This window comes from Amycolatopsis plumensis, assembly GCF_042652605.1.
Lineage (GTDB): Bacteria > Actinomycetota > Actinomycetes > Mycobacteriales > Pseudonocardiaceae > Amycolatopsis > Amycolatopsis plumensis.
The window spans coordinates 7,666,897-7,691,231 of sequence record NZ_JBHSJY010000001.1 but is presented as its reverse complement, the minus strand read 5'-3'; the positions used below and the strand labels follow the sequence as shown (position 1 = coordinate 7,691,231).

General features: G+C 71.2%; 27 protein-coding genes. 9 read left to right on the top strand and 18 right to left on the bottom strand.

What is annotated here, in order from left to right; all coding sequences use genetic code 11:
* Positions 1 to 19: 19 nt before the first annotated feature.
* Positions 20 to 643 (top strand): NUDIX domain-containing protein, encoded by a 624-nt coding sequence (locus tag ACFPLC_RS37110; protein WP_378198062.1) that lies wholly within the window; start codon positions 20 to 22, stop codon positions 641 to 643.
* A gap of 158 nt (positions 644 to 801) precedes the next feature.
* Here the strand turns inward: ACFPLC_RS37110 and ACFPLC_RS37105 are convergent, their stop codons facing one another.
* The 3 genes from ACFPLC_RS37105 to ACFPLC_RS37095 all read right to left on the bottom strand — a co-directional run bounded on the left by ACFPLC_RS37105 (position 802) and on the right by ACFPLC_RS37095 (position 3,562).
* Positions 802 to 1,149, bottom strand: a complete 348-nt coding sequence (locus tag ACFPLC_RS37105; protein ID WP_003081521.1) for an RNA polymerase-binding protein RbpA — start codon at positions 1,147 to 1,149, stop codon at positions 802 to 804.
* A 226-nt stretch (positions 1,150 to 1,375) separates the two neighbouring features.
* Entirely contained in the window at positions 1,376 to 2,140 is a 765-nt protein-coding gene (locus ACFPLC_RS37100) for a thymidine kinase (RefSeq protein ID WP_378198065.1), read from the bottom strand.
* A gap of 21 nt (positions 2,141 to 2,161) precedes the next feature.
* Positions 2,162 to 3,562, bottom strand: coding sequence for an MFS transporter (locus ACFPLC_RS37095; protein WP_378198067.1), 1,401 nt, complete (start codon positions 3,560 to 3,562; stop codon positions 2,162 to 2,164).
* Positions 3,563 to 3,805: 243 nt separating this feature from the next.
* On the opposite strand from ACFPLC_RS37095, the gene ACFPLC_RS37090 reads away from it, so the two are divergent.
* The gene (locus ACFPLC_RS37090) at positions 3,806 to 4,474 is read left to right on the top strand and encodes a transglycosylase family protein (protein ID WP_378198069.1); all 669 of its coding nucleotides are present in this window, start codon (positions 3,806 to 3,808) and stop codon (positions 4,472 to 4,474) included.
* A 42-nt stretch (positions 4,475 to 4,516) separates the two neighbouring features.
* Here the strand turns inward: ACFPLC_RS37090 and ACFPLC_RS37085 are convergent, their stop codons facing one another.
* Positions 4,517 to 5,308 carry a glycerophosphodiester phosphodiesterase gene (locus ACFPLC_RS37085; protein WP_378198071.1) on the bottom strand — a complete coding sequence of 264 codons (792 nt, stop codon included), beginning with the start codon at positions 5,306 to 5,308 and terminating at the stop codon, positions 4,517 to 4,519.
* A 66-nt stretch (positions 5,309 to 5,374) separates the two neighbouring features.
* Between ACFPLC_RS37085 and ACFPLC_RS37080 the strand changes: the two genes are divergently transcribed.
* Entirely contained in the window at positions 5,375 to 5,755 is a 381-nt protein-coding gene (locus ACFPLC_RS37080) for a hypothetical protein (RefSeq protein ID WP_378198073.1), read from the top strand.
* A gap of 52 nt (positions 5,756 to 5,807) precedes the next feature.
* On the opposite strand, the gene ACFPLC_RS37075 is transcribed toward ACFPLC_RS37080, so the two are convergent.
* The 5 genes from ACFPLC_RS37075 to ACFPLC_RS37055 form a co-directional block, all read right to left on the bottom strand.
* Positions 5,808 to 6,788 (bottom strand): tyrosine-type recombinase/integrase, encoded by a 981-nt coding sequence (locus tag ACFPLC_RS37075; protein WP_191306077.1) that lies wholly within the window; start codon positions 6,786 to 6,788, stop codon positions 5,808 to 5,810.
* Positions 6,789 to 7,329: 541 nt separating this feature from the next.
* Positions 7,330 to 7,770, bottom strand: coding sequence for an SRPBCC family protein (locus ACFPLC_RS37070; protein ID WP_378198075.1), 441 nt, complete (start codon positions 7,768 to 7,770; stop codon positions 7,330 to 7,332).
* 3 nt (positions 7,771 to 7,773) lie between these two features.
* The gene (locus ACFPLC_RS37065) at positions 7,774 to 8,118 is read right to left on the bottom strand and encodes an ArsR/SmtB family transcription factor (RefSeq protein WP_378198077.1); all 345 of its coding nucleotides are present in this window, start codon (positions 8,116 to 8,118) and stop codon (positions 7,774 to 7,776) included.
* On the bottom strand, positions 8,115 to 8,564 hold the full coding sequence (locus ACFPLC_RS37060; RefSeq protein ID WP_378198079.1) for an SRPBCC domain-containing protein: 450 nt from the start codon (positions 8,562 to 8,564) through the stop codon (positions 8,115 to 8,117). The genes ACFPLC_RS37065 and ACFPLC_RS37060 overlap by 4 nt, the downstream gene beginning before the upstream one ends.
* 31 nt (positions 8,565 to 8,595) lie before the next feature.
* Positions 8,596 to 9,111 carry a GNAT family N-acetyltransferase gene (locus ACFPLC_RS37055; protein WP_378198081.1) on the bottom strand — a complete coding sequence of 172 codons (516 nt, stop codon included), beginning with the start codon at positions 9,109 to 9,111 and terminating at the stop codon, positions 8,596 to 8,598.
* Positions 9,112 to 9,154: 43 nt separating this feature from the next.
* Between ACFPLC_RS37055 and ACFPLC_RS37050 the strand changes: the two genes are divergently transcribed.
* The gene (locus tag ACFPLC_RS37050; protein ID WP_378198083.1) at positions 9,155 to 9,718 is read left to right on the top strand and encodes a helix-turn-helix domain-containing protein; all 564 of its coding nucleotides are present in this window, start codon (positions 9,155 to 9,157) and stop codon (positions 9,716 to 9,718) included.
* On the opposite strand, the gene ACFPLC_RS37045 is transcribed toward ACFPLC_RS37050, so the two are convergent.
* Entirely contained in the window at positions 9,702 to 10,313 is a 612-nt protein-coding gene (locus ACFPLC_RS37045; protein ID WP_378198085.1) for a TetR/AcrR family transcriptional regulator, read from the bottom strand. The genes ACFPLC_RS37050 and ACFPLC_RS37045 overlap by 17 nt on opposite strands.
* 22 nt (positions 10,314 to 10,335) lie before the next feature.
* Between ACFPLC_RS37045 and ACFPLC_RS37040 the strand changes: the two genes are divergently transcribed.
* From ACFPLC_RS37040 to ACFPLC_RS37030, 3 genes are read left to right on the top strand one after another with little or no spacing between them, the layout of a single operon-like run.
* A complete protein-coding gene (locus ACFPLC_RS37040) occupies positions 10,336 to 10,791 on the top strand; it encodes an SRPBCC family protein (RefSeq protein WP_378198087.1) in 456 nt (151 codons plus the stop codon).
* Positions 10,792 to 10,824: 33 nt separating this feature from the next.
* Entirely contained in the window at positions 10,825 to 11,430 is a 606-nt protein-coding gene (locus ACFPLC_RS37035; protein ID WP_378198089.1) for a TetR/AcrR family transcriptional regulator, read from the top strand.
* Positions 11,414 to 13,036 carry an acyl-CoA dehydrogenase family protein gene (locus ACFPLC_RS37030; RefSeq protein WP_378198091.1) on the top strand — a complete coding sequence of 541 codons (1,623 nt, stop codon included), beginning with the start codon at positions 11,414 to 11,416 and terminating at the stop codon, positions 13,034 to 13,036. Before ACFPLC_RS37035 ends, ACFPLC_RS37030 begins: the two co-directional genes overlap by 17 nt.
* Here the strand turns inward: ACFPLC_RS37030 and ACFPLC_RS37025 are convergent.
* Entirely contained in the window at positions 13,033 to 13,527 is a 495-nt protein-coding gene (locus tag ACFPLC_RS37025; RefSeq protein WP_378198093.1) for a pyridoxamine 5'-phosphate oxidase family protein, read from the bottom strand. The two genes, ACFPLC_RS37030 and ACFPLC_RS37025, sit on opposite strands and share 4 nt — an antisense overlap.
* Before the next feature lie 84 nt (positions 13,528 to 13,611).
* A complete protein-coding gene (locus ACFPLC_RS37020) occupies positions 13,612 to 14,145 on the bottom strand; it encodes a TetR/AcrR family transcriptional regulator (protein WP_378198095.1) in 534 nt (177 codons plus the stop codon).
* Between the two features lie 77 nt (positions 14,146 to 14,222).
* Here ACFPLC_RS37020 and ACFPLC_RS37015 point away from each other — a divergent pair, with 77 nt between their 5' ends.
* Positions 14,223 to 15,434, top strand: coding sequence for an FAD-dependent monooxygenase (locus ACFPLC_RS37015; protein ID WP_378198097.1), 1,212 nt, complete (start codon positions 14,223 to 14,225; stop codon positions 15,432 to 15,434).
* 288 nt (positions 15,435 to 15,722) lie between these two features.
* Here the strand turns inward: ACFPLC_RS37015 and ACFPLC_RS37010 are convergent, their stop codons facing one another.
* The 5 genes from ACFPLC_RS37010 to ACFPLC_RS36990 form a co-directional block, all read right to left on the bottom strand.
* Entirely contained in the window at positions 15,723 to 16,601 is an 879-nt protein-coding gene (locus ACFPLC_RS37010) for a transposase family protein (protein ID WP_378208316.1), read from the bottom strand.
* Between the two features lie 284 nt (positions 16,602 to 16,885).
* Entirely contained in the window at positions 16,886 to 17,974 is a 1,089-nt protein-coding gene (locus ACFPLC_RS37005) for an SWIM zinc finger family protein (protein WP_378207538.1), read from the bottom strand.
* Positions 17,971 to 20,448, bottom strand: coding sequence for a DEAD/DEAH box helicase (locus tag ACFPLC_RS37000; RefSeq protein WP_378236294.1), 2,478 nt, complete (start codon positions 20,446 to 20,448; stop codon positions 17,971 to 17,973). The genes ACFPLC_RS37005 and ACFPLC_RS37000 overlap by 4 nt, the downstream gene beginning before the upstream one ends.
* A gap of 68 nt (positions 20,449 to 20,516) precedes the next feature.
* On the bottom strand, positions 20,517 to 21,299 hold the full coding sequence (locus tag ACFPLC_RS36995; RefSeq protein WP_378207532.1) for an ABC transporter permease: 783 nt from the start codon (positions 21,297 to 21,299) through the stop codon (positions 20,517 to 20,519).
* Positions 21,296 to 22,222 carry an ATP-binding cassette domain-containing protein gene (locus tag ACFPLC_RS36990; protein ID WP_378207529.1) on the bottom strand — a complete coding sequence of 309 codons (927 nt, stop codon included), beginning with the start codon at positions 22,220 to 22,222 and terminating at the stop codon, positions 21,296 to 21,298. Before ACFPLC_RS36990 ends, ACFPLC_RS36995 begins: the two co-directional genes overlap by 4 nt.
* A 79-nt stretch (positions 22,223 to 22,301) precedes the next feature.
* Between ACFPLC_RS36990 and ACFPLC_RS36985 the strand changes: the two genes are divergently transcribed.
* Positions 22,302 to 23,087, top strand: coding sequence for a TetR/AcrR family transcriptional regulator (locus tag ACFPLC_RS36985; protein ID WP_378207526.1), 786 nt, complete (start codon positions 22,302 to 22,304; stop codon positions 23,085 to 23,087).
* Between the two features lie 56 nt (positions 23,088 to 23,143).
* Here the strand turns inward: ACFPLC_RS36985 and ACFPLC_RS36980 are convergent, their stop codons facing one another.
* On the bottom strand, positions 23,144 to 24,319 hold the full coding sequence (locus ACFPLC_RS36980; RefSeq protein WP_378207523.1) for a cytochrome P450 family protein: 1,176 nt from the start codon (positions 24,317 to 24,319) through the stop codon (positions 23,144 to 23,146).
* Positions 24,320 to 24,335 lie beyond the last annotated feature (16 nt).

Sequence of the window (24,335 nt, the reverse complement as noted above, 5' to 3'; positions counted from 1 at the left end):
TGCACATTATGGTCTGGGCATGACCTCTTCGACAAGCCTGTCCCGCAACCCGCGCGTCCGGGTCACCAACGTGGAGCTGCTGTCGTCGGCCTGGTACGTGCTGCGCCGCACGACGTTCGACTACCAGCACGGCGACGGCCGCTGGACCACCGAGCAGCGCGAGACCTACGACCGCGGCAACGGCGCCACCGTGCTGCTCTACGACCTCCAGGGCGGCACGGTGCTGCTGACCCGCCAGTTCCGCTACCCGGTCTACGTCAACGACCACCCGGACGGCATGTTCGTCGAGACGGCGGCCGGCCTGCTCGACACCGACGACCCGGAGACCGCGATCCGCCGCGAAGCCGAGGAGGAGACGGGCGTGCGGATCGGGGAGCTGGAGCACGTGTTCGACGTCTACACGAGCCCGGGCTCGGTGACCGAGCGCCTGCACTGCTACGCCGCGCCCTACGACCCCGCCGACCGGGGTGTCGGCGGCGGGCTCGCGGAGGAGGGCGAGGACATCGAGGTCCTGGAGCTCCCGTTCACCAAGGCCCTGGAGATGATCGGAACAGGCGAGATCGCGGACGCCAAGACGATCATGCTCCTGCAGTGGGCGGCCCTCCGCGGCCCCTTCCGCCCGACGGCCGTCCGGATGCAGTGAATGACTCATTCCTGACGTGGGACGTCAGGAATGAGTCATTCACTGCGCTCGGGCCGCGGCGTAGGTGTTCCGGGCATGCGAAAGGCCCCCGCGGGGGGAGGTCGCGGGGGCCTTTCCGTTGTGGTGGGAGCTGGGCTACGAGGCCGAAGCCGGGAGGGTCACGCCGACCGGGAGGTGCGGCGGCCCTTCAGCTCGGCGAGACGTTCGTTGAGCAGGTCCTCGAGCTCGGGGATCGTGCGCCGCTCGAGCAGCATGTCCCAGTGGGTGCGCGGCGGCTTGACCTTCTTCTGCTCGGGCTGCCCGCCATCGACGATCTCCGATTCGCTCCCGTGCAGGCGGCACTCCCAGACCGTCGGGATCTCGGCGTCGTCGGAGAACGGCACCTCGAACTCGTGGTTCTTCGGGCAGGCGTAGCGCACGGTGCGGCGTGGGGCGAGGTCGTGGTTGCGGTCGGTCTCGTAGCTGACCGCTCCCAGCCGGCTTCCACGAAGAACACGGTCGGCCATGATGGGGTCCTTTCAGTCAGCTCCGGGGTGGAGCCAGGGTGTTGCTCACCCTATGCAACGACCCGAGGGTCCGGAGGATTCCCGGGACACCATGTCGTTGCTCACGATGAGCTGCGTCACCCGCCTGCATTAGCTTCCACTAGTAGGAGGCCTTTCGCGCTCTGGCGTGACGTCAATACGGCCTTCTTAGTGCTGATATCCCCCGGATGGGCTACTGGCGTCTCGCTCAGGTCAACCGTAACTGACCGTGATGAGCAGTAACCGGTCCCAAGTCACCCGATCGAAAGTGGCGGCGACACAATACCTGATAACGCACAGTAGCGAATTCGGCCTCAAAACGTGCTGAAGCTGAAGTTTCAACTACGGATTGTTCGGTATCTGCGACGACAACGGTGTCACCTTCGCGCACCACTTCGCCGTCGACGACCCGCGCGTTGAACCGCCCCGGCAGCCCGCACCAGCACAACACCTCCACCTGAACCGGCTGCAACTCGTCCGCCAGTTCGAACAGGCGAGCGGCACCCGGGAACAACCGGCTCCGGAAGTCCGTCGCGATCCCGAAGCAGTACACGTCGATCTCGACCTCGTCGGCCAGCTCCGCCAGCTGGTCGACCTGACCGGGGGAGAGGAACTGCGCCTCGTCCACCACGACGTAGTCCACGTGCCGCCCCTGCGCCCACTCCTGCCGCACCAGGTCACGCACGTCGGTGTCCTCACCGACCTCCACCGCCTGCCGGGTCAGCCCGATCCGGCTGGAGATCTGCGGCGCACCCGACCGGTCGTGGCGCACCAGCACCAGCCCCCGGCGGCCCTGCCGCGCGTGGTTGTGATCGATCTGCAGCGCCAGGGTCGACTTCCCGCAGTCCATCGGCCCGTAGCAGAACTTCAGCCTGCCCACCGGCGGCGTCCCCCGGCGCGAACCGGCCGCGGGAACCGACGACAGGGCATCGGTGGGATCAGGGCTGGCGGCTTGGTCGTTGAGCAAGGTCACGACGCCCGACCCTATCGGTGGCTACAACACCTCCGGCGGACGGTTGCCCGCCGCCACGATCGCCCGCCGCACCGGCACCAGCCACACCAGCACCAGCCCCACCGCGAAGAACACCACCAACGCCACGATGGCCAGCCGGAACGACCCCGTCGCCTGCCCAACCCCGGCGAACACCAGCGGCCCCAGCCACGACGTCCCCCGCTCGCCCACGACGTAGAGCGAGTAGTACTGCGCGTCCTTGCCCGCCGGGATCATCTGGCTGAACAACGACCGCGACAACGCGTTCGTCCCGCCCAGCACCAGCCCGATCCCCACCGCCACCGCCAGGAACTGCAGCATCTGCCGCGGCTGCACGAAGTACGCCCCGCCCAGCACCACCATCCACACCGCCAGGCTGCCCAGGATCGTCCGCTTCGCCCCGATCCGCCGCGCCACCAGCCCGTGCAGCGTCCCACCCAGGTACGCCACGAACTGGATCACCAGGATCGTGACGATCAGCACGCTGTTGCCGAACCCCAGCTCGTCCTTGCCGTACTGCGCCGACACCGTCACCACCGTGTTGATCCCGTCGGTGAAGACCAGATAGCTGCCCAAGAACGCCAGCGTCAACGGGTACGCCTTCGCCGCCACCAGCGTCTGCCGCAGCTCCGTGAACCCCGCCCGCAGCACCGACCGCCCCGGCGCGACGTCGACCGGCACGTGCCGCCGGGGGAGCCGCCGCACCGCCGGGATGGTGAACGCCGCCCACCACAGCCCCGACGTCAGGAAGCAGATCTGCACCGCAAGGTCCTGGTCCACGCCGAACAGGTCGTGCTTCAGGTAGAACCCCAGCTGCAACGCCAGCGCCAGCCCGCCACCCAGGTACCCGAACGCCCAGCCCTTCGCCGAGATGCCGTCCCGCTCGTCCGGCCCGCCGATGTCGGCCAGGAACGAGTAGTAGACGACCAGCGAACCCCCGTAACCGATGTTCGCCACGATGAACAGCGCCGCCCCCAGCTGCCAATCCGAGCCGGTCAGGACGAACATCCCCGCCGCGGCCGCCGCACCCAGGAACGCGAACCCGCCCAGGATCCGCCGCTTGTTGTGACTGCGGTCGGCCACCGCACCCGCGATCGGCAGCACCAGCACCTGCACCACCGTCGCCACCGACAGCAGGTACCCCCACACCGAACCGGCCGGGAAGTGCAACCCGAACAACGTCACGTCGCAGTGGTTCAACGTGTCCGGATGACCCGCCGCATCGAGGCACGCACGGTCCCCGTTAAGGGTGATGTTCGCCTTCGCGTCCGCCGCCGCGACCGGGCTCATCGAAAGCGCCCCGAACACCGTCGTCGTCGACGAATAGAACGGCGAATTCGCCCAGTCGTAGAAGTACCAGCCCCAGCGCTCGCGCTTCGTGGAGCGCGTTCCGGCCAGCGTCATCCACGGCTCCTTCGGATCGAGAACTTCCAGGTCAGCGCGGAGACTACGGGGGAGGCGGACACCCGGTGACCACGCCACCGAAACCGTGTCCGGTTTGTCGCTTCGTGATCATCCACCGACCCGCCGCCGCACCAGGTTCGCCGCTCACGGCGGTCGGCGGCCAAAGTGAACAGTGATTCATGTGAGACTGAAGTGCCTATCGTGTCTGTTGTGATCACCGGGACACGCTCCTACTGTGCACCCATGATCCATAACCGTCGACGCACCGTGGCGAGACTGCTGCTCCTCGCCGTCGCCGCCATGGGTCTGCCGCTGACCGCCCCCACCGCCGCCTCCGCGGACCCGGCGTCGAGCGCCTGGGCCAAGCTCCGCATGTGCGAATCCAGCGACCGCTACGCCACCAACACCGGCAACGGCTACTACGGCGCCTACCAGTTCGACCTGCCCACCTGGCGCAGCGTCGGCGGAAAAGGCCGCCCCGACCAGGCCGCCCCCGCCGAACAGGACTACCGCGCCCTCTACCTCTACCGCATGCGCGGCTGGCAACCCTGGCAGTGCGCCGGCATGCTCAAGCTCGCCGCCGACGCCGACGCCCGCAGCAAACGCGTCCCCACCTACGCCGAATCCGCCTACATCGGCGGGGGAGACCTGCCCGCCCCACCACCCGGGCCAGGCGGCCCCCGCCCCGCCTGGCCCGGCGTCGTCTACCGCTACGGCGACTGCGCCGACCCCCTCAAGACCTTCCAGCTCCGCATGAACGCCTTCGGCTACGGCTTCACCGGCACCGGCTGCTATCTCGACAAGACCCGCACCGCCGTCCTCGACCTCCAGCGCGCCAACGGCATCAAGGACAGCGGCCTCCTCGGCCCCAAAACCTGGGAAGCCGCCTGGACCGGCAAACCACCCCGCTGACCCCTCGTGAGTGGTAAAGCGGGTTCTAACCCGACTTACCACTCACGACTGCTGGGACTGCTGCCACTTGCCCCGCTCGATCAGCACCTCACGCAGCAGATCCGGCCGATCCGTCACGATCCCGTGCACTCCCAGATCCAGCAGCATCCGCATCTCCGCCGGATCGTCGATCGTCCACGTGTGCACCTCGATGCCCGAACGCCCGGCCATCGCCAGAAACGCCTTGTCCACCACCCGCAACGCCCCCTGCCGCACCGGCACCTGCGCCATCGCCCCCAGCACCAGCCGGCCGAGGGGCAACAGCGGCAACCGGCCCCGCACCCACAACGCCAACGCCGACCGCGGCCCCATCGCCGTCACCAGCCGCGGCCCCGCCAGCTTCCGCAACCGCACCAGCCGCGCATCCGAAAACGCCGCCCCCGCCACCCGGTCGAACGCCTTCGTCCGCTCCAGCACCCGCACGAACGGCTCCACCGCCCGATCCGCCTTCACATCCACGTTGAACCGCGCGTCCGGCAGCTCCTCGAGAACGTCCTCCAACCGCGACAACGGCGCCTTCCCGCCCACCTTGACGTTCTTCAGCTGCTCCCACGTCTGCGCCGCGATCGGCCCGGACCCATCGGTCGTCCGATCGAGGTCCGGATCGTGGTGGACCACCACCACCCCGTCCGCCGTCGCGTGCACATCCGTCTCGAGGTACCGGTACCCCTCCGCACACGCCCGCTTGAACGCCGGCAACGAGTTCTCCAGCCCCTCGAGCTCATCGAGGTGCCACCCCCGGTGCGCGAAGGCACGGGGGACCGGATCGGCCAGGTACGGAAACGAAGCCTGCATCCCCCAAGTGTGCCCTTCCGCCATGACCCCGGCATGAGCAAACGATGGCCAGCTAGGGTCTCCCGGGTGAGGGACGCCGCCGAACTGACCCAGCCGACCACCATCGAACTCGCCCCGCCCCGCCGAGGCGCCCCCAAGCACTGCGGCTGGTGCGGACGACGCCTCCCCGAAGGCGGCAACGTCGGCCGCCGCCGGCGCTACTGCGGCCAATCCTGCCGCCAACGCGCCTACGAACGCCGCACCGCGCTCCAGCGCAGCGGCCTCCCCGAAGACGCCGTCGTCCTCTCCGACACCGAAATCGCCGCCCTCCAGGACCGCCTCTTCCAGCTCCGCTGCGCCGCCGAAGACATCGTCACCGCCGCCGACGACGGCGCCGACCCCCGAGAACTCCGCAGCCTCGCCGCCGAAATCGCCCGCGCCGCTAAGGACCTCGAACAACTCCGCTGACCCCTCGTGAGTGGGAAACAGGGTTAGAACACTGTTTCCCACTCACGAGGGGTCAGCCCAAAGTGTCCAACGCCCGGTACGTCCGGTTGCTCGCCGCCGCCGCGCGCTGCTCCCGGCCCGTCGCCTCGATGTAGTTTTGGCTCGTCGCCAAACTCGCGTGCCCCAGCAACGCCATGATCTCCGACGCCGTCGCCCCGTCCTCCGCCAGCCGCGTCGCGAACGTGTGCCGCAACGCGTGCAGATTCGCCCCCACCGGCACCCGGTCGTGCAACCCGGCACCCCGGTAACACGACTTCACCAGGTACTCCAGCGCACCCCGCCCGATCGGCTCACCCGCCCGATCCAGCAGCAACGGCGAACCAGGGGAGAACCGCACGTTCGGGAACCGCACCCGGCACGACGCCCGGTACCGCTCGATCAGCTCCGCCAGCACCGGCTGCACCGGAATCGACCGATCCCGGCTGCCCTTGCCCTTCACGTGCAACCGCAGCTCACCGGCCCGCCCCACCAGCGACCGCGACGTCAGCGCCCGCATCTCCGCCGCCCGCAACCCCGCCACCAGCCCCAGCGCGATCACCAGCACGTCCCGCTCCGGCCACGGATCCCGCGCGCGCCGCGACCCGGCGGCCGCCGCCGACAACAGCTGCTCCGGGGTTTCCTCACCCCGCAACGGCTTCGGCGTCAACGCCGGCGTCCGCGGCCGCGCCACCGCACCCATCGGATTGCCCGCCAGGAGCCCGTCGGCCACGCAGAACGTGAGGAACTGGTTCCACGTCGACCACGCCCGCAGCACCGAGCTCTTCGCGTGCCCGTCGGCGAACGCGCCGAACGCCGACCGCAGCGCCGGCCCGGTGAGGTCGGCGACCTCGAGGTCCTCGGCCGGACGCCCGAGCTCCGAAACCAGGAGAGTGGTGATGCCGGCGAGATCCCGGCGGTAGGCGTCGGTCGTGTGCGGGGAGTCCTTGCGCGGACGGCGGGCGGCGAAGAAGGCTTGCTGGGCCTCGGAAACCTTCATGTGGATCTTGTACCGCACACCACCGACAGTTTCCGCGGCCGCCCCCGAACCCGGCATTTCATGCATAATTGCCATTATGCATGAAATGCCGGTCTGACCCAGGATCTTCCCCCTGGGGGACACGACATCTTCCCGAGGCCGTTTTCTTGGGCTTCGACGCTCCTGCTGCCTTGATCGCGGCCGTGCGCACATACGTTCGACACCGACCCGGAGCCTGGGGCGCCGAACGCCCGTCGGGTGCCAAAGGGGTCGTGAGTGAGAAACAGTGTTCTAACACTGTTTCTCACTCACGACCCCTGGTTGATTTCGTCACCGTGACGTTTTGAGGCTGAGTGGCTGGACCTCGTGCTCACGCCTCTCAGGGGATGCTCTCGGGCCTCTCAGGAGCCCAATCGGGCAACCGACCGCCGGGCAGGAGGGTCAAACCTTGAGAGGAGCCGTCCTGGCAAAGTGGACGCTCCCGCAATCGGAACAAGCCCGACCCCGGGCTCGGCGCCCCTCCCGGCTGTCCGCCCAGCACGTCGCCAAGTGCCGATAATGTACATTATGTCAAGTAACGTCAGTGCCAGTCGCTGATCTGCACGTCCCGCGGGCTCGGGGCGCCCTCCCCGGTCTCCACGAGCTGCTTGAGGCTCAGCAGGTAGCTCGCCCACTTCGTGCTGCAGTGGTGCATGAACTCACCGGCCTCGCGCCAGCCTTCGTGCTTGAACAGGACGATCGTGTAGTCCTCGCGCTGCTCGAGGTCCCACCGGATCGTCGTGCCGAGCCACTCCGGTGGCCCGTCGACGACTTCCCAGCGCACCAGCTTGCCCGGGTCGAGTTCGAGGACCTTCATGTCGAAGCCGCCCGGGATGAAGCGGAAGGCGATGACGCCGCCGACGCCGGTCTCCCCTTCGGTCTTCTCGGTCCACCAGCCGGCCAGGCCGTCGATGGTGGTGATCGCGTCGTAGACCTTCTCCGGGGTCGTGTCGCGGATGCCGATGCGGTGCAGGATGTCCATTTTCTACCCGTTCTTCTCGATGGTCTTTTCGATGGTTTCGGCGATGTGCTTGATGCGGCGGAGCCGGGCGTCCCACGCGTTGCCGACGTCGGTGAGCTGGGCGACGGCGCGGGCGAGCTGGGCTTCGTCGACGTGGAACTGCTTTTCGCGGCCGGCGCTGTGGGCGTGGACGAGCCCGGCGCGGTCGAGGACGGCGAGGTGCTTGGCGACGGCCTGCCGGGTCACCGGGAGGTGCTCGCTGAGGCTGGTCGCCGTGCCACTCCCCTCGGTCAGCAGCAGGTCGAGCATGCGGCGCCGGGTCGGGTCGCCGATGGCCGACCAGAGGTCGTCGTCGACGGCGGTGGTCACGGGGTGGCTCCGGCGACCTTGGTGGCGTAGGTGGGGAGCCGGGAGAGGAAGTGGTCCCAGCCGCTGACGTGGTCGGCGTGTTCGGCGGCGATCTTGGCTTCGTCCCAGCCGCGTTCGCGGAAGCCGGTTTCGGTCATCCGGAGGCGGGTGCCGGTGCCGTCGGGTTCGAGTTCGAAGACGACGAGGAAGGAGTTGCCGGGGGCGGCGGTCTCCCCGTCGGCGTGGGTCCAGCGGAAGGAGAAGTGCCGGGGCGGGATGGCGTCGACGACGGTCAACCGGACCCAGGAGCCGCCGAAGGCGATGCGGCCTTCTCCCCCGGGTTCGACGGGGTACTCGGCTTCGTCGGGCCACCATTCGCGGAGGTGCTGGGGGCTGCTGACGACGTCGAAGACGACTTCGGGGCGGGCGTCGATGTGGATTTCCCGTTCGATGGTGCCGTGTTCCATGCGAGCTCCTCGTGCTACGTTTGGTTGCGTGTCACGTTAGCTCGCCGGGCGCTGATGTGCAACCGTCGGTTGCGCGAAGGTCTTTCTGGACCCAGGCGACGTCGTGCCAGGCGCCGTGTTTCCAGCCGACGCGGCGGTAGACGCCGGCGGGCTCGAACCCGAGGGCGCGGTGGAGTCCGGCGCTGGCGTCGTTCGGGAGGGTCATGCCGGCGAAGGCGCGGCAGAACCCGCGTTCGCGCAGCCGCTGGAACAGTGCTTCGTAGAGGGCGCGGCCGGCGCCGGTGCGGCGGCGGCCTTGTTCGAGGTAGATGCTCGTTTCGCAGGACCAGCGGTAGGCGGCGCGTTCGGCGAAGCGGGTGGCGTAGGCGTAGCCGGCGATGTTTCCTTCGTCTTCGAGGACGAACCAGGCGTGGGCGACGGCGATGCGGCGGGCCATTTCGGGGGTGTCGGGTGGTTCGGTTTCGAAGGAGATGGCGGTATCGGTGACGTAGGGGGCGTAGAGGGCGGCGCAGGCAGCGGCGTCGTGCGTGGTGGCGTCTCGGATCATGGCTCATATGGTAGCCGGGACGGCTCGTATAGTATCCAGAGTTATGACTGATCCCCTGACTGCTCGCCTGGCCGCGACCGTGCACGCTGCCCGCGCGGCACGAGGTCTCTCATCGGCCGCGCTTGCCGAGGCGTCGGGGGTGTCGCGGGCGATGATCGGCAAGATCGAGCGGGGTGACGTGCAGCCGACGGCGGCGTTGCTGGCGAAGCTGTCGGCCGCGCTGGGGCTGACGTTGTCGGAGCTCATCGCGCGCGCCGAAGGCGACGAGCGGCGGTTGGCGCGGGCGGCGGAGCAGCCGGTGTGGACGGACCCGGAGACGGGCTACCGGCGGCGGTCGGTCTCCCCCGCGGCGGGGCGTCCGCTGGAGCTGGTGGAGGTGGAGCTGCCGCCGGGGGTCGAGGTACCGCTGGTGGCGGGGACGTATGCGTTCCTGCACCAGCAGATCTGGGTGCTGGCCGGGCACCTGCGGTTCCACGAGGGGGCACAGGTGCACGAGCTGGCCGTCGGCGACTGCCTGCAGCTGGGGCCGGCCGCGGACTGCGTGTTCGCGAACCCGGGGCCGGTGGTGTGCCGGTACCTGGTGGCGCTGGTCAAGCGCGGAGGTTGAGGGCGGCGATCGAGGAGTCGAGCCAGGCGGCGAGAAAGCGGTCGGGCGCGAGGTCGCCGGGGGTGTGTCCGATGAGGACGTCGAGGATCGGGTAGTAGGTCAGCGACGCGACGAGCACGGCCGCGGTGGCTTCCGGGTCTGGCACGGCGGCTCTCCCCTGGTCCCTCAGGGTGGTGATCCACTCGGTGCCGCGGCGGTAGACGGTGGCCACGACGCCGTGCCACATCTGCTCGAACAGCTCGGGGAAGCCGGTGAATTCGCGGATCATCAGGCGGATGAGGTCGCGGTCGGCGGCCATGAACGCCCAGACGACGTCGGCGAGGACGCGCAGGGCTTCGCGCGGGTCCTCGGGCAGCTGGGCGTCGGCGGTTTCCGCGGTGCGGGCGGCCAAGCGCGCGAGGTTGTCGTGGACGGCGGCTTCGAGGACGGCGGCTTTGGAGGGGAAGTGCTTGTAGAGGGCGCCGCTGCCGGGGTGGAGGCCGCAGGCGGTCTGGATGTCGGCGATGGACGTCGTGTCGTAGCCGCGGGTGGCGAAGAGGCGCACGGCCTCGTCGAGGATGCGGCGGCGGGTGACGCCGGGGGTTGTCCGAGCCATAGTGAGAAACTACTCTCTTTCTATGGTTGAGGTGACCGTGGAAGAGTTCGTGTCGTGCTCGCCGGAGGCGTTCCTGGCGCTGGTCATGGACCCGCGCCGGTACGCGGAGATCGACCGCAAGCTGGGGCGGATCGACTGGGTCCGCACCGAGGGTGACGTCACCGAGTTCCGGTTCCGCTCGGCGCTGCCGGGGCTGGGGCCGGGCCCGAAGATCGTCTCCCGGATGACGTTGACCCCCGGCCGGCGGGTCGACGTCCAGCTGCCCGATCGGCCGGAGAACCGCCTCGCGCGCCGGGTTTCGACGTTCGAGGCGCACTTCGAGTGCGTGCCGGTGGACGGCGGGATCCGGGTGCGGCGGCGGATCGCGTTCGGGTTCGCCGCTCCCCTGCGCTGGCTGGTCGAGCCGATGCTGCGGCGGAAGCTGCGGGCCGACGTCGAGGCGGAGGTGCGGGGTGCGAAGCGGCTGCTCGAACGTTGACTGAAGTTGTGAATCAGTGCTTCACTTCTTGACGTGCCCTACCGCCGCACCCCGAAGGTGCAGGAACGCCTCGACGCCCAGCGCGAGACGATCATCGCCGCCGCGACGCGGCAGCTGGCCGAACACGGTTACGGCGGCTGCTCGGTCGCCGCGGTCGCCGAGCGGGCCGGGGTGGCCGTCGGCAGCGTCTACCGGCACTTCCCCACCAAGGCCGACCTGGTCGTGCACGTCTTCCGGCAGGTCGTGACGCGGGAGGTCGAGGCGGTCCGGACGGCGTCGGCGGAGGCGGGCGCACCGGCCGAGCGGGTCCTGGCCGCGGTCGACACCTTCGCCCAGCGCGCGCTCAAGGCGCCGAAGCAGGCGTACGCGCTGCTCGCCGAGCCGGTCGACGCGCTCATCGACGCCGAGCGGCTGGAATTCCGGCGCGCCTACACCGAGGTCATCGCCGAGCACGTCGCCGCCGGGGTCCGGGACGGGTCGCTGCCGCCCCAGGACGGCCGGCTGACCGCCGCCGCGCTGGTCGGGGCCGCCGCCGAAGTCCTCATCGGCCCGTTGACCAGCGGAAACGCCACCGATGTCGCCGAGCTTCGCACGTTCATCCTTCGCGCTCTAGGAGGTTCCGATGCCCGCCACGCATGAGGTCACCAACCAGGTCCCGCCGCTGGCCGGGCACGACGTCGCCGACGACCCGGCGCTGCTGGCCGGGCTCGAGCGGGCCGGTGCGGGGTGGGCTGCCGGCGAGCTGCACGAGCTGGGGCGGCTGGCCGGGACCGAGGAGGTCCAGGAGTGGGGCCGGCTGGTCAACGAGAACGAGCCGGTGCTGCGCACCCACGACCGCTACGGTCACCGGATCGACGAGGTGGAGTTCCACCCGCACTGGCACGACCTGATGAAGGTCGCGACGGCGCAGGGCCTGCACGGCACGCCGTGGCAGGACCCCCGCGAGGGTGTCCACGCGGCGCGGGCGGCGAAGTTCTACGTCTGGGGCCAGGTCGAGGCCGGGCACAGCTGCCCGATTTCCATGACGTACGCGGCAATCCCGGCGTTGCGCGCGACCCCGGAGCTGGCGGCGCGGTACGAGCCGCTGCTGGCCGCGACCGAGTACGACTTCGGGCTGCGCGAGCCCGGCACCAAGCGCGGGCTGCTGGCGGGCATGTCGATGACCGAGAAGCAGGGCGGCTCGGACGTGCGGGCGAACACGACGACCGCCACCCCAGTGGCGGACGGCAGCTACACCCTGGTCGGGCACAAGTGGTTCACCTCGGCGCCGATGTGCGACATGTTCCTGACGCTTGCGCAGGCGCCGGGCGGGCTGTCGTGCTTCCTGCTCCCCCGTGTCCTGCCGGACGGCTCGCGCAACCCGATCCGGCTGCAGCGGCTGAAGGACAAGCTCGGCAACCGGTCGAACGCGTCGTCGGAGATCGAGTACGACAACGCCGTGGGCTGGCTGGTCGGCGAGGAGGGCCGCGGGGTCCGCACGATCATCGAGATGGTCAACAACACCCGGCTGGACTGCACGCTGGGCAGCGCGTCCGGGATGCGGCTGGGTGCGGTCCGCGCGGTGCACCACGCGACCCACCGGCACGCCTTCGGCAAGGCGCTGGTGGACCAGCCGCTGATGGCGAACGTCCTGGCCGATCTGGTGATCGAGTCCGAGGCGGCGACGACGGTCGCGATGCGGCTGGCCGCGGCGGGCGACCGGCGCGACGACGCGCAGGAACAGGCGTTCCGGCGGCTGGGCCTGGCGGTGTCGAAGTACTGGGTGTGCAAGCGGGCGCCGGCGCACGCGGCCGAGGCGCTGGAGTGCTTCGGCGGCAACGGGTACGTCGAGGAGTCGGGGATGCCGCGGCTCTACCGGGAGGCGCCGCTGTCGTCGATCTGGGAGGGCTCGGGCAACGTCGCCGCGCTGGACGCGTTGCGCGCCATGGGCAAGCAGCCGGAGTCGGTGGCGGCGTTCTTCGCCGAAGTGGAGCGGGCCGCCGGTGGTGACGCCCGGCTCGACGACGCGGTGGACCGCGTCCGCAAAGAGCTCACCGACCTCGAGGGCATCGAGTACCGGGCGCGCCGGCTGGTCGAGGCGATGGCGCTGGTGTTGCAGGGATCGCTGCTGGTGCGCCACGGCCACCCGGCGGTCGCCGATGCCTTCTGCGCGTCCCGCTTCGGCGGCGACTGGGGCATCGCGTTCGGCACGCTCCCGGCCGGCGTCGACACGGGAGCGATCATCGAGCGCGCCGCGATCGGTTAGCCGACGCGCTCGGCCCGCTGCCGGGCCAGCTCCTCGACCGCGCTGGGCAGGGTGGTTTCGAAGTCGATCAGCTTGGCCCAGGTCGGGGTGATGACGATCCGGACCATGCCGTCGTAGAGCGAGCGGACCTCGCGCTCCCACTCGACGCGCTGCTCGGAGGTCATTTCGTAGGAGCCGTTCATCTGCAGGTACTCCTCGGGGATGCCGTCGACGACGTCCAGTTTCGCGCGGCCGCGGATGAGGAGGATCTTGGGCGGGTGCACCTCGGTGTCGATGGTCAGGGCGACCGCGGGGTTGGCGCGCAGGGACGGCAGCTTCGGGGAGTTCTTCGTCGTGCACAGGACGATCTCGCTGCCGTTCCAGGTGAAGGCGATCGGGATCGAGCGCGGGGTGCCGTCCTTGGCGACGTAGGCCAGCCGGGTCAGGTCGCGGGCGAGCAGTTCGCGGCTGAGCGGGCGGTCGAGCACCTCGGCGATCTCGTGCTGCTGCATGGTGGGCTCCTTCTGCGGTGGCGGTCTCTTCTGCCCCGGGGACGGAGCCGCCCGGACGTTCTCGACACGCGCCGCGAAGATTTTTTATCGGCCGAGGGCGTCGAGCGCGCCGGCGACCGCGGCCGCCTTGAGGTCGGCGACCGGGACGTCGGGGAACTGCATGCAGACGTCCTGCAGGCCGCCGAGCGCCAGGATGGCCCTGGCTTGCTGCTCGAGCGTGGGTGACGGGCCGCAGATCAGCTCGGTGAGGCGGGTCCGCCAGCCCAGGACGCGGTCGATCAACCCGAGGTCGGCCAGGGTCGGCATCTCGGCCAGCAGCATGACGACGTCGGCGCGGTGGCGGTGGTTGAAGTCGAAGAAGCCTTCGATCAGCTCGCGCACCGGCGCGTCGCCGCGGGCTTCCTGGTCGCGCAGGAAGCTCTCGCCGTCGTCGAGCAGCGGCTGGACGATGCTGCGGACCAGGTCTTCGCGGGACGGGAAGTGGTAGTAGAGGGCCGGTTTGGTGATGCCGAGCCGGTCGGCGATGTCCTGCAGGCTGGTGCGCTGGACGCCTTGGCTGGCGAACAGGTCACGGGCGACGTCGAGGATGCGCTGCTTGGTGTCGGAGGGCTTCGGCACCGGCCCAGCATAACTGACTTAACGATAGGTAAGGAGTTGTGGTACAACTTACCTACCGTTAAGTCAGGGAGGTACTGATGCGGATCCTCGTCTCCGGCGCCAGCATCGCCGGTCCGGTACTGGCGTACTGGCTCAGCCGCCACGGCTTCGACGTCACCGTCGTCGAGCGCGCGCCGGCGCTGCGCAAGACCGGCGGCCACGCCGTCGACCTGTTCCGGCCCGCCATGGACATCACCGAGAAGATGGGCGTCCTGCCGCGCGTGACCGCCGTGGCCACCGGCACCACCCGGATGACCCTGCACCGCGAAGGCAGCCCCAGGCCGCTGCGGGTGGACCTGGCCAAGGTCTTCCAGGCCACCTCCGACCGGCACGTAGAGGTGATGCGCGACGACCTGTCCGAGGTCTACTACGACGCGGGCCGCGACGACGTCGAGTACCTCTTCGGCGACTCGATCACCGCCATCTCCCCCGACGGCGAGGTCACCTTCGAACACGCGCGGGCCCGCCGGTTCGACGTCGTCGTCGGTGCCGACGGGCTGCACTCGAACGTCCGGCGCCTGGTGTTCGGCGATGAGGCCGGGATGACGACGTTCATCGGCGCGTACCTGGCGGTGCTGTCCCTGCCGGACACGCTAGGCCTCGACGGTGAGGCCGTTACCCACCTCGGCCCCGGCCGCACCGCCTCCCTCTACAGCGCCGGGCACCTGGACGACGCGCGCGCGGTGTTCCTGTTCCGCCGCGACGAGCCGCTCGACTACCACCACCGTGACGTCTCCCGGCAGCAGCAGCTGCTCCGGGCAGCGTTCTCCGGGATGCACCCGCAGGTCGACGGCTGGCTGGCCGAGCTCGACGGCCCCGGCCCGTTCTACTTCGACTCGATCACCCAGCTGCGGCTGGACTCCTGGTCCCGCGGCCGCGTGACGCTCGTCGGCGACGCCGGCTACTGCCCCGGCCCGGCGGTCGGCGGCAGCACGAGCCTCGCGGTGCTGGGCGCCTACGTCCTGGCCGGCGAGCTGGCCGCGGCGAACGGGGACCACGAGCGGGCCTTCGCCGCGTACGAGCGGGAGATGGGTGAGCTGGTGCGCCGCAGCCGGGCTTTCGCGATCGGCGCGGCCCGGAGCCTGATCCCGGCCTCGCGCGCCGGGGTGTGGGCCCTGGCCCGAGGGGGCCAGCTGGTCTCGGCGCTGCCGGCCGGGCTGACGCGGGCGATCGCCAAGCTCAACACCGGCGGCGTGCGCATGCACGACTCGATGCGGGTCAAGGACTACGCGGTGAAGGCGGCGGCCTGACGCCGGAGGGGACCCCGTGGTGGCAGCCCCCTCCGGCTTCGACAGCGGGTTCGCTTCGAACCGTGTCGGTCACCGGTGGAAACCGGGCGGGCGCGCGGGGAGAACCCCGCGCGCCCGCACCCCCAGTGGCCCGGCGGAACCCGCCGTCGGGGGACAGGAGACAACGAGTACCGCGCTGGATACGGGCAGAAGGGACGGATTTCCGCCCACCCGCCCGAAGCGCCCCAATGGGGTTGTTTCATCGTGGTTTGTGCTGGTCGTGGTGGGTTGACGGGGTCTGGTAGTGGCTCAGGGCTGGTTTGTCCGGGCGGTTTGTTCGTGGTGGGTGAGCACGAGCAGGGCGCGTAGCAGGGTGGTGGCGTGGCGTGGGTGCATGCGGAGTTTGTCGAGGATGCGCCAGGTTTTGAGGGCGGCGAAGCCGCCCTCCACCGCGCAGCGCATCGCGGAGAAGGCCGCGTTCGCCTGCTGCTGGGCTTTCGTCAGGGGCCGGTTCGCCTCGGCTTTGTAGGGGGTGAGCACGATCTGCTCACACGCTCCGCCGCATCGGTGGCAGGTGCGGGTGTCACGGACGTCTTTGTGCCAGCCGTGGAAGCCCTTGTCCGCTGCGGGCGTCAGGTCGTGGGCGTGCAGCCGTTCGCGCAGGCGTAGCCGGCGGGCGGCGGTGATGTCGGCGGTCCTGCCCGGCAGGGTCGCCGAGACCCACAGGATCCGGCCGGTCTCGTCGGTCAGGGCGAGGACGACCAGTCCGTGGTGTTTGTGTTTGCCGCTGTAGTGGGCCCGGTTGGCCCGCCCGGTGCGGCGGCGGGTCCGGATCAGGGTGCCGTCCACCAGCACCACCGCCGCACCTGCGGTGGCCAGCCGGTGCAGGACCCGGTCCAGTCGTGCGGCGCGGGCGGCGAGCAGGGTGATGACTTCCAGCACCCACCGGCGCACCGTCGCAGCCGACACACCCTGACCGGCACCGATGTGAGCCAGCCGCTGATCGTGGCGCAGCACCGCCAGCACCACCAGCGCTTGCCCGGCTGGGGTGGCTTTGCGCCAGCGGGACCGCAGCCGGCGCCGCCGGGTGCGGATCAGGTCGGCGACCATGCTCAGGGTCTGCCGCGACAGCGGGAGGGTGACCTGGTAAGAAATGGGGCCGAAGCCCTCGGCGGGTGATTGACTCACATCTCGATCTTGCCGAGGGCTTCACTCATGCCCAGCGGGACGGCCACCCCGTCCCGACAACACTCGCTGCCAGATCACCGAAACACACCCAGCCCACCACCCCCACCAGCCACAACCACGATGAAACAACCCCAATGTGGCCTTCGGTGCGTCAGACGCAACCAAGGCCACATTCGGTGCTCCATCCATGCCCCCACCACCGCCCTCAACGGAGGCGCTTCGCGCCGCAGTGCCGAATCAACGCAACCAAGGCCGCCTTGGGGCGCATGGGGGAAACGCCGTACTCAGCCCGCGAGCAGGCCCGGGTCGCTCTCCGGCGGTCCCGCGGGCCACCACTCCCCGCCCTCGAGCCGGTACGGGTGCCACCGGCCTCGGCGATCCAGCCTCAGCTGCACCTCACCCACCGTGCACCGGTTCCGCTCGAACACCGGCTCCGCCTCGACCTCCGCCAGCGCTGCCCGCGCGGCCGCCACCACCGCCTTCGGCGGGGTCCACGGTGTCTCCAGCACCTCCACCCCGTCCGGTCCGCCGTACCGCCACGCCGCCACCGCCCGCTCGAACCCCGCACCCTCCCCCAGCCGTCCGGCCGCCGAGGGGAACTCCGCCGCCAGACGGATCGCGTCCAGCCGGCGCGCCGGCCACGGACGTCCCTCCAGCAACGCCTGGGCCCGTGCGGCACCGTTCGCCGCCAGCAGTTCGAACACCGCAGCCGGGACCCCCGGTGCCGCCGGGATCGACGGGGCTCCCGACGGCCGGAACTCCTCGAGCGAAGGCAGCTCGCCCGGCACCCGGTCCGCGGCCGGTTCCTCGGAACCAACCGGCGCCGTACGGCTCTCCAGCTCGAACCGGATCTCCCGCTCGCCCTTGCCGCGCATCAGCAACAGCAGGAACGGGTCCGCGTCGAGCAGCCACGACGCCTGGAACGACAACGCCGCCGCGTGCCGGCACGGCAGTTCCCACCCGGGGCAGTCGCACTCGGGGTCGAGGTCGCCGATCCCCGGCAGCAGGTCGACGCCGGCCGCTTCGGCCAGATCGGGTGGCAGATCGCGGTCCAGCAGCGCCGCCAGGTGCCCCGCCCGGGAGGCGACGCGGTCGAGGAACCGGGTCCAGTCCGCTTCGGACAGTTCCGCGAGCCGGAGCTGGGTGCGGTACGGGCCGCCGTCGGCGTCGTCGACCGCCGCCGCGATGCGGCCCGGGCTGACGGTGATCGGGCCGACCAGCCCGGCCGCGGCGTACTTGCGGCCCTTCTTCAGCTGACGCAGGTCCAGCGCGGTGTCCTCCATCGCGCGCACCCACGCCCGGCCCCACCACGAACGCGCCAAGTGGCCGCCCGCGCCGAACGCGGGAAAGCCGCGTACCCGGTCGTCGCTCATCCGCGGCTCCTCAGTTCCACGAGCTCGGCCAGCTCGGTGTCCGACAGTTCCGTCAACGCCGCCTCGCCACCGGCCAGCACGGCCTCGGCCAGCGCCCGCTTCTCCCGCAGCATCGCCGCGATCCGGTCCTCGACCGTGCCCTCGGCGACCAGCCGGTGCACCTGGACCGGCCGGGTCTGCCCGATCCGGTACGCCCGGTCGGTCGCCTGGTCCTCCACCGCCGGGTTCCACCAGCGGTCGAAGTGCACGACGTGGTCGGCGCGCGTGAGGTTCAGCCCGGTGCCCGCCGCCTTCAACGACAGGAGGAACACCGGCACCTCGCCGTCCTGGAACCGGGTCACGAGCTCCTCGCGGCGCGCCACCGGTGTGCCGCCGTGCAGCAATTGCGTGGCGATCCCGCGCCCGGCCAGGTGCTTCTCCAGCAGCCGCGCCATGGCGACGTACTGGGTGAACACCAGCACCGCGCCGCCGGTGGCGAGGATCGTGTCCAGCAATTCGTCGAGCAGCTCGACCTTGCCCGACCGGCCACCCGGCTGCTTGAGGTACTGCGCGGGGTGGTTGCAGATCTGCTTGAGCGCAGTCAGCAGCTTGACGATCCGCCCGCGCCGGGCCATCCCGTCGCTGGCGGCGATGTCGGCCATCATCTCCCGCACGACCGCCTCGTACAGCGCCACCTGATCCGCGCTCAACGCCACAGGACGGTCGGTCTCCGTCTTCGCCGGCAACTCCGGGGCGATCCCCGGGTCGGACTTGCGCCGCCGCAGCAGGAACGGCCGCAGCAACCGCGACAGCCGTTCTGCCGCGGCGGGATCCCCGGCTTCGATCGGCTTCGCCCAGCGCGTCCGGAACTCGCTCAGCGACCCCAGCAGGCCCGGCGCGGTCCAGTCCAGGATCGCCCACAGCTCCGAAAGGGTGTTTTCCACCGGCGTGCCGGTCAGCGCCACCCGCGCCGCCGCCGGCACCAGCCGCAGCGCCTTCGCCGTGCCCGAGCGGTGGTTCTTGACGTGCTGGGCCTCGTCGGCCACCAGCAGCCCCCACCGCACGCCGGCCAGCGGCGCGGGATCGGTGCGCAGCGTGCCGTAGGTGGTCAGGACGAACCCGTCGAGCTCGTCCAGGGACCGGGCGCTGCCGTGGAAGCGCCGCACCGGCACGCCGGGGGCGAACCGGCGGATCTCGCGTTCCCAGTTGCCCAGCAGCGACGCCGGGCACACCACCAGCGTCGGACCCGACGCCCGGTGCAGGTGCAGGGCGATCAGCGTGACCGTCTTGCCCAGGCCCATGTCGTCGGCGAGGCAGCCGCCGAGGCCGAGCCCGGTGACCGTGGCCAGCCACTGCAGCCCGCGCAGCTGGTAGTCCCGCAGCGTCGCGGCCAGCCCGGACGGCGGCGCCTGGGGTTCCGGCGGCCGGGACAGCCGTTCCCGCAGCCGCGCCAGCCAGCCGTCGGTGACGACCTCGACCACTTCGCCCTCGACCTCGGTGGTGCCCGACAGCACCGCACCCAGCGCGTCGACCGGCGTCAGCGGCTTGAGCGCCCGGTCCCGCGCCTTCGCCGCCAGCGCCGGGTCGACCAGCACCCACTGGTCGCGCAGCCGCACCACCGGGCGGCGGGCTTCGGCGAGCGCGTCCAGTTCCGCCTCGGTCAGCACCTCACCGCCCAGCGCCAGCTGCCAGTCGAACGCCAACGCGTGCCCGCCGCCGAAGAACGACGGCAGGTCGCCCGGGGTGTCCCCGGCGCGGACGACGGCCCGCGCGGTCAGCGAGCCCGCCAGCTCGGCCGGCCAGTGCACGTCGATCCCGGCCGCCGCCAGCCGCGGGCCCGCGGACGCGACCAGCTCGGTCACGTCGTCCTCGCCGAGGGCCACCTCGGCCGGCACCGCCGAGGTCAGCAGCGGTCCCAGCGCCGGCCACACCTGCGCGCCGCGGCGCAGCGCCAGCAGCACGTCGATGCGGGCCCGTGGCCCGAACCGGCCGGTCTCCCACAGCTGCGCCGCGTCGGCGACCAGCCCGGGCTCGGCCAGGCTGTGCGCCTGGACCACGGCCCGGAAGCGACCGGCGTCGAACCCGCCGGGTGCCTCCACCCGCAGCGACACCCGGATCCCGGAGTCCAGGCCCGCGGCCAGTTCGTCCGCCCAGTCACGCAGGGAATCCGCGCGCTGGGGCGCGACGGCGGCGAACAACCGCGTCCCGGCGGCCTTGGCCGCGGCGGGGGTGCGGGGCAGCGTGTCGGCGACGGCGTCGAGGAAGGCCCGCAGCAGCGGACCGGGGGCGCGGTCGTCCGGCGGCATCGCGGCCGCGAGGTCCCGCAGCCACGCGGCTTCCGCCGGTTCCAGCGGCCCCGCCCGCCAGGCGTCGTGCCCGGCCGCGGTGACCCCCGGCAGCAGCCGTCCCGCCGCGACCAGCCGCAGCGCCGCCCGCGCCGCCGTCGCCCAGAAGGGGTCGGCGCCGGTCAGCAGCTCCGGCAGGCCGTCGGCCATGGACAGTGCGCGGCCGTCGACCACCAGGCGGCCCGCCCGCGGTGGTTCGCCCGGTTCGAAGTGGACGTTCAGTTCCCCAGCCTCCTGTATCGGCGCACGGTCAACGGCACGAACACCGCCAGCAGCACCAGCGGCCACACCACGGCCATCGGCACCGCGTGCGTGCTCACCCAGGACGTGCCGGCCGCGCCCGGGTTGCCGAACAGCACCCGCGCCGCGGTCACCGTGGAGGACAACGGGTTCCACTCGGCCACGGTTCCCAGCCACGCCGGCATCGTGGAGGTCGCCACGAACGCGCCGGAGAGGAACCCGAACGGGAACTCCAGCGTCTGCACGAGCGACACCATCGCCGGATCCGAGGTCAGCAGGCCCAGGTAGATCCCGGCCCACACCAGCGCGGTGCGCAGCAGGAGCAGCAGGCCGAGCGCGGCGAGGGTTTCGCCGAGGCTGCCGTGCGGGCGCCAGCCGACGGCGAACCCACAGCCCACCAGCACGGCCAGCGCGAGGACGGCGTTCACCAGATCCGCCGCCACCCGCCCGGTGAACACCGCCGAGGGCGCCATCGGCAGCGACCGGAACCGGTCGGTGACGCCCTTGCCCGTGTCGTCGAGCACCGCGATCATCGTCCCCGACAGGCCGAAGGCCATGGTCATCGCGAACATCCCCGGCATCAGGAACTCCTGGTAGGAGCCCCCGCCGGGCACGCTCATCCCGCCGCCGAGCAGGTAGGCGAAGATCAGCACCATCAGGATCGGGAACGCCACCACCCCGGCCAGGCGCGCCGGGCGCCGGGCCAGCTGCGCGAGGTACCGCCCGGTCAGCGTCCAGCCGTCTTCGAGCGCCCACCTCATCGCGCCACCCCCGTCAGCTCCAGGAACACTTCGTCCAGCGTCGGGTGCCGCAACGCCACGTCGGCGAACGACAGCTCGCTCGCCGCCAGCTCACGCACGACGTCGGTCAGCATCGACGGCTCGGCCGGCGCGCTCACCCGCAGCTCCTCGGTGACCGGCTCGGCGCCGGTGACCCGGGCCAGCAGCCCCGCCGCCGCAGCGAGGGCGCCGGGATCGGTGAGCACCAGCTCGATCCGGGTCGCCCCGAGCGAGCCCTTCAGCTCGGCCGGGGAGCCTTCGGCGATCACCCGGCCGCGCTCGACCAGGCAAATCCGGTCGGCCAGCTGATCGGCCTCCTCCAGGTACTGCGTCGTGAGCAGCACGGTCGTCCCGTCGGCGACCAGGGACCGGACCGCCCGCCAGACCTCCAGCCGGCTGCGCGGATCGAGCCCGGTCGTCGGCTCGTCGAGGAACAGCACCCGCGGGGCGGCCAGCAGCGACGCGGCGAGGTCCAGGCGCCGCCGCATCCCACCGGAGTAGGCCGAGACCGGCTTCGAGCCGGTGCCGGCGAGGTCGAAGCGTTCGAGGAGGTCGTCGGCGCGGCGGGTGGCCTCGCGACGGCCCAGGTGGTGCAGCCGGCCGAACAGGATCAGGTTCTGCCGCCCGGACAGGAGTTCGTCGACCGCGGCCTGCTGCCCGACCAGCCCGATCGCAGCGCGCACTTTCGCCGGTTCGGTGGCGACGTCGAACCCGGCGACCCGGGCGGCCCCGCCGTCGTGGCGCAGCAGCGTCGAGAGCACGCGGACCGCCGTCGTCTTCCCGGCGCCGTTGGGTCCCAGCAGGCCGCACAGGGTGCCGGCCGGGACGGAGAGATCGAACCCCTCGAGGGCGTACGCGTCGCCGTAGCGCTTGCGAAGTCCCTCGGCGTGGATCTGCGGAGTCATCCTGCCCCTTAACTCTGTACAGTGTACGGAGAACAGGTTAGCACAACTCTGTACGTTGTACGGAAATCAGGTGGGCAGAATGGCCGGCGTGCGCACGCAGGACAACGGTGACGGCGATCCGCGACGGGCGATCGAGCTGCTCTGGGGCGTCCCGGCAGCCCCGCGCCGCGGCCCGAAACCCAAGCTGGCCACCGCCGACGTCGTGCGCGCGGCGGTGGCGCTGGCCGACGCCGACGGCATCGACGCCGTCACCATCCGCCGGGTCGCCGAGCAGCTCGGCGTCTCCCCCATGTCGCTCTACACCTACGTCCCGGGCCGGGCCGAGCTGCTGGACCTGATGATCGACCACGCCCACGGCGAACTGGCCGCCGTCGACGAAGGCCTCGGCTGGCGGGCGGCGCTGACCGCCATCGCCGAAGACGAGTGGGCGCTGCTGCACCGCCACCCCTGGCTGCTGCAGGTCCCCACCAGCCGCTCCGCGCTCGGCCCGCACAGCTTCGCCAAGTACGAGCGGGAGCTGCGCGCGATCGACGGCATCGGGCTCGACGACGTCGAGATGGACGCCGTGGTCAGCCTCGTCACCGGCCTCGTCCGCACCACCGCGCGCAGCTCGCTCGACAACGCCCGCCTGGTCCGCGCCACCGGCATGACCGACGCCCAGTGGTGGGAGCGCGCCTGGCCGGTGCTGGCCGGCATCCCGGCCGCCGACGCGGCGCACTACCCGATTTCCTCCCGCGTCGGCCAAGCGGCCGGGCAAGCCCACAACGCCGCCGAGAACCCGGCACACACCTTCCGCTTCGGCCTGGCCCGTGTCCTCGACGGCATCGAAGCGCTGGTCACCACCCGCGCCAGGTGCAGTGAATGACTCATTCCTGGCGTGCCACGCCAGGAATGAGTCATTCACTGCAGGCGAACCGGCGGTCAGAGCGCCAGCAGTAGCCGCGCCGGACGCCAGGTCCCGCCGTCGGGCGCCCGCGGCACGTCCTCGGTCAGCGCCAGGTCCGGGAAGCGCTCGAACAGCGCCGACAACGCCACCTCGGTCTGCACCCGCGAGATCGAGGCACCCAGGCAGAAGTGCGGCCCGTGCGAGAAGCCCAGCTGCGCCGGCCCCGTGCGCGTGATGTCGAAGCGGTCCGGGTCGGCGAACACGCGCGGGTCGCGGTCGGCGGCCACCATCGCCGCGGTCACCCGCTCGCCCTTGCCGATCACCTGCCCGTCGATCTCGACGTCCTCCCGCGCGAACCGCGGCGTGGTCAGCAGCTGCGGGCTGCAGAACCGCATCAGCTCCTCCACTGCCCCCGGCCACAACCCGGCGTCCGCCCGCAGCAGGGCCAGCTGGTCCGGGTGCCGCAGCAGCACTTCCACGGCGTTGGCGATCAGGTTCACCGGCGTCTGCCCGCCCAGGACCAGGTGCCAGACCAGGGTGACCAGGTCGGTGTCGCTCAGCCGGTCACCGTCCTCGGCCTGGACCCGCACCAGGTCGCCGATGAGGTCGTCACCCGGCTCGGCCCGGCTGCGCGCCACGGCCTCCTTCGCGCCCTCGATGATCGCCGGGATCGCCGCGGCGAAGTCCGGCCCCATTCCGCTCGCCACCGCGGCACCGTAGTCCCGCCAGCGCGGCCGATCGGTCTCCGGAATGCCGACCAGCTCGCAGATGACGTCGATCGGCAGCGGCCGCGCGAAGTGCGGGACCAGGTCGACGACGCCGTCCTCGGCGTGGCCGGGCAGCTCGTCGAGCAGCCGTGCGGTGATCGCCGCCAGCCGGGGCCGCAGCTGCGCGGCCCGCTTCGGCGTGAACGCCGGCGCCACCAGCCGCCGCAGCCGCAGGTGCTCCGGCCCGTCCTTCTCCGCCATCGTCTCCAGGTACGCGAGGCAGTGGTCCGGAATGCCCGGCGGGCGCAGGAAGCTGCCGGAATTCACCTCGAACCGCGGGTCGGTCAGCATCGCGCGCGCTTCGGCGTAGCGGGTCAGGGCCCAGAACGGGCCGAATCCGGGAATGACCAGCTTGGCCACCGCGCTCACCTCCCGCGCCCGGTCGTAGGCGGTGAACGGGTCGGTCAGCACCGACGGGTCGGTCAGGTCGATCTCGGGGGTCATCCACCACTCCAGATGT

Coding starts and splice junctions, on each gene's coding strand:
- ACFPLC_RS36990 (WP_378207529.1), bottom strand. CDS start 22,222: ATGACTCCGCAGATCCACGCCGAGGGACTTCGCAAGCGCTACGGCGAC.
- ACFPLC_RS37030 (WP_378198091.1), top strand. CDS start 11,414: ATGCCCGCCACGCATGAGGTCACCAACCAGGTCCCGCCGCTGGCCGGG.
- ACFPLC_RS37050 (WP_378198083.1), top strand. CDS start 9,155: ATGACTGATCCCCTGACTGCTCGCCTGGCCGCGACCGTGCACGCTGCC.
- ACFPLC_RS37045 (WP_378198085.1), bottom strand. CDS start 10,313: ATGGCTCGGACAACCCCCGGCGTCACCCGCCGCCGCATCCTCGACGAG.
- ACFPLC_RS37015 (WP_378198097.1), top strand. CDS start 14,223: ATGCGGATCCTCGTCTCCGGCGCCAGCATCGCCGGTCCGGTACTGGCG.
- ACFPLC_RS37025 (WP_378198093.1), bottom strand. CDS start 13,527: ATGCAGCAGCACGAGATCGCCGAGGTGCTCGACCGCCCGCTCAGCCGC.
- ACFPLC_RS37040 (WP_378198087.1), top strand. CDS start 10,336: ATGGTTGAGGTGACCGTGGAAGAGTTCGTGTCGTGCTCGCCGGAGGCG.
- ACFPLC_RS36985 (WP_378207526.1), top strand. CDS start 22,302: ATGGCCGGCGTGCGCACGCAGGACAACGGTGACGGCGATCCGCGACGG.
- ACFPLC_RS37095 (WP_378198067.1), bottom strand. CDS start 3,562: ATGACGCTGGCCGGAACGCGCTCCACGAAGCGCGAGCGCTGGGGCTGG.
- ACFPLC_RS37090 (WP_378198069.1), top strand. CDS start 3,806: ATGATCCATAACCGTCGACGCACCGTGGCGAGACTGCTGCTCCTCGCC.
- ACFPLC_RS37005 (WP_378207538.1), bottom strand. CDS start 17,974: ATGAGCGACGACCGGGTACGCGGCTTTCCCGCGTTCGGCGCGGGCGGC.
- ACFPLC_RS37105 (WP_003081521.1), bottom strand. CDS start 1,149: ATGGCCGACCGTGTTCTTCGTGGAAGCCGGCTGGGAGCGGTCAGCTAC.
- ACFPLC_RS37070 (WP_378198075.1), bottom strand. CDS start 7,770: ATGGACATCCTGCACCGCATCGGCATCCGCGACACGACCCCGGAGAAG.
- ACFPLC_RS37085 (WP_378198071.1), bottom strand. CDS start 5,308: ATGCAGGCTTCGTTTCCGTACCTGGCCGATCCGGTCCCCCGTGCCTTC.
- ACFPLC_RS37000 (WP_378236294.1), bottom strand. CDS start 20,448: ATGGCCGACGGCCTGCCGGAGCTGCTGACCGGCGCCGACCCCTTCTGG.
- ACFPLC_RS36995 (WP_378207532.1), bottom strand. CDS start 21,299: ATGAGGTGGGCGCTCGAAGACGGCTGGACGCTGACCGGGCGGTACCTC.
- ACFPLC_RS37060 (WP_378198079.1), bottom strand. CDS start 8,564: ATGGAACACGGCACCATCGAACGGGAAATCCACATCGACGCCCGCCCC.
- ACFPLC_RS37055 (WP_378198081.1), bottom strand. CDS start 9,111: ATGATCCGAGACGCCACCACGCACGACGCCGCTGCCTGCGCCGCCCTC.
- ACFPLC_RS36980 (WP_378207523.1), bottom strand. CDS start 24,319: ATGACCCCCGAGATCGACCTGACCGACCCGTCGGTGCTGACCGACCCG.
- ACFPLC_RS37110 (WP_378198062.1), top strand. CDS start 20: ATGACCTCTTCGACAAGCCTGTCCCGCAACCCGCGCGTCCGGGTCACC.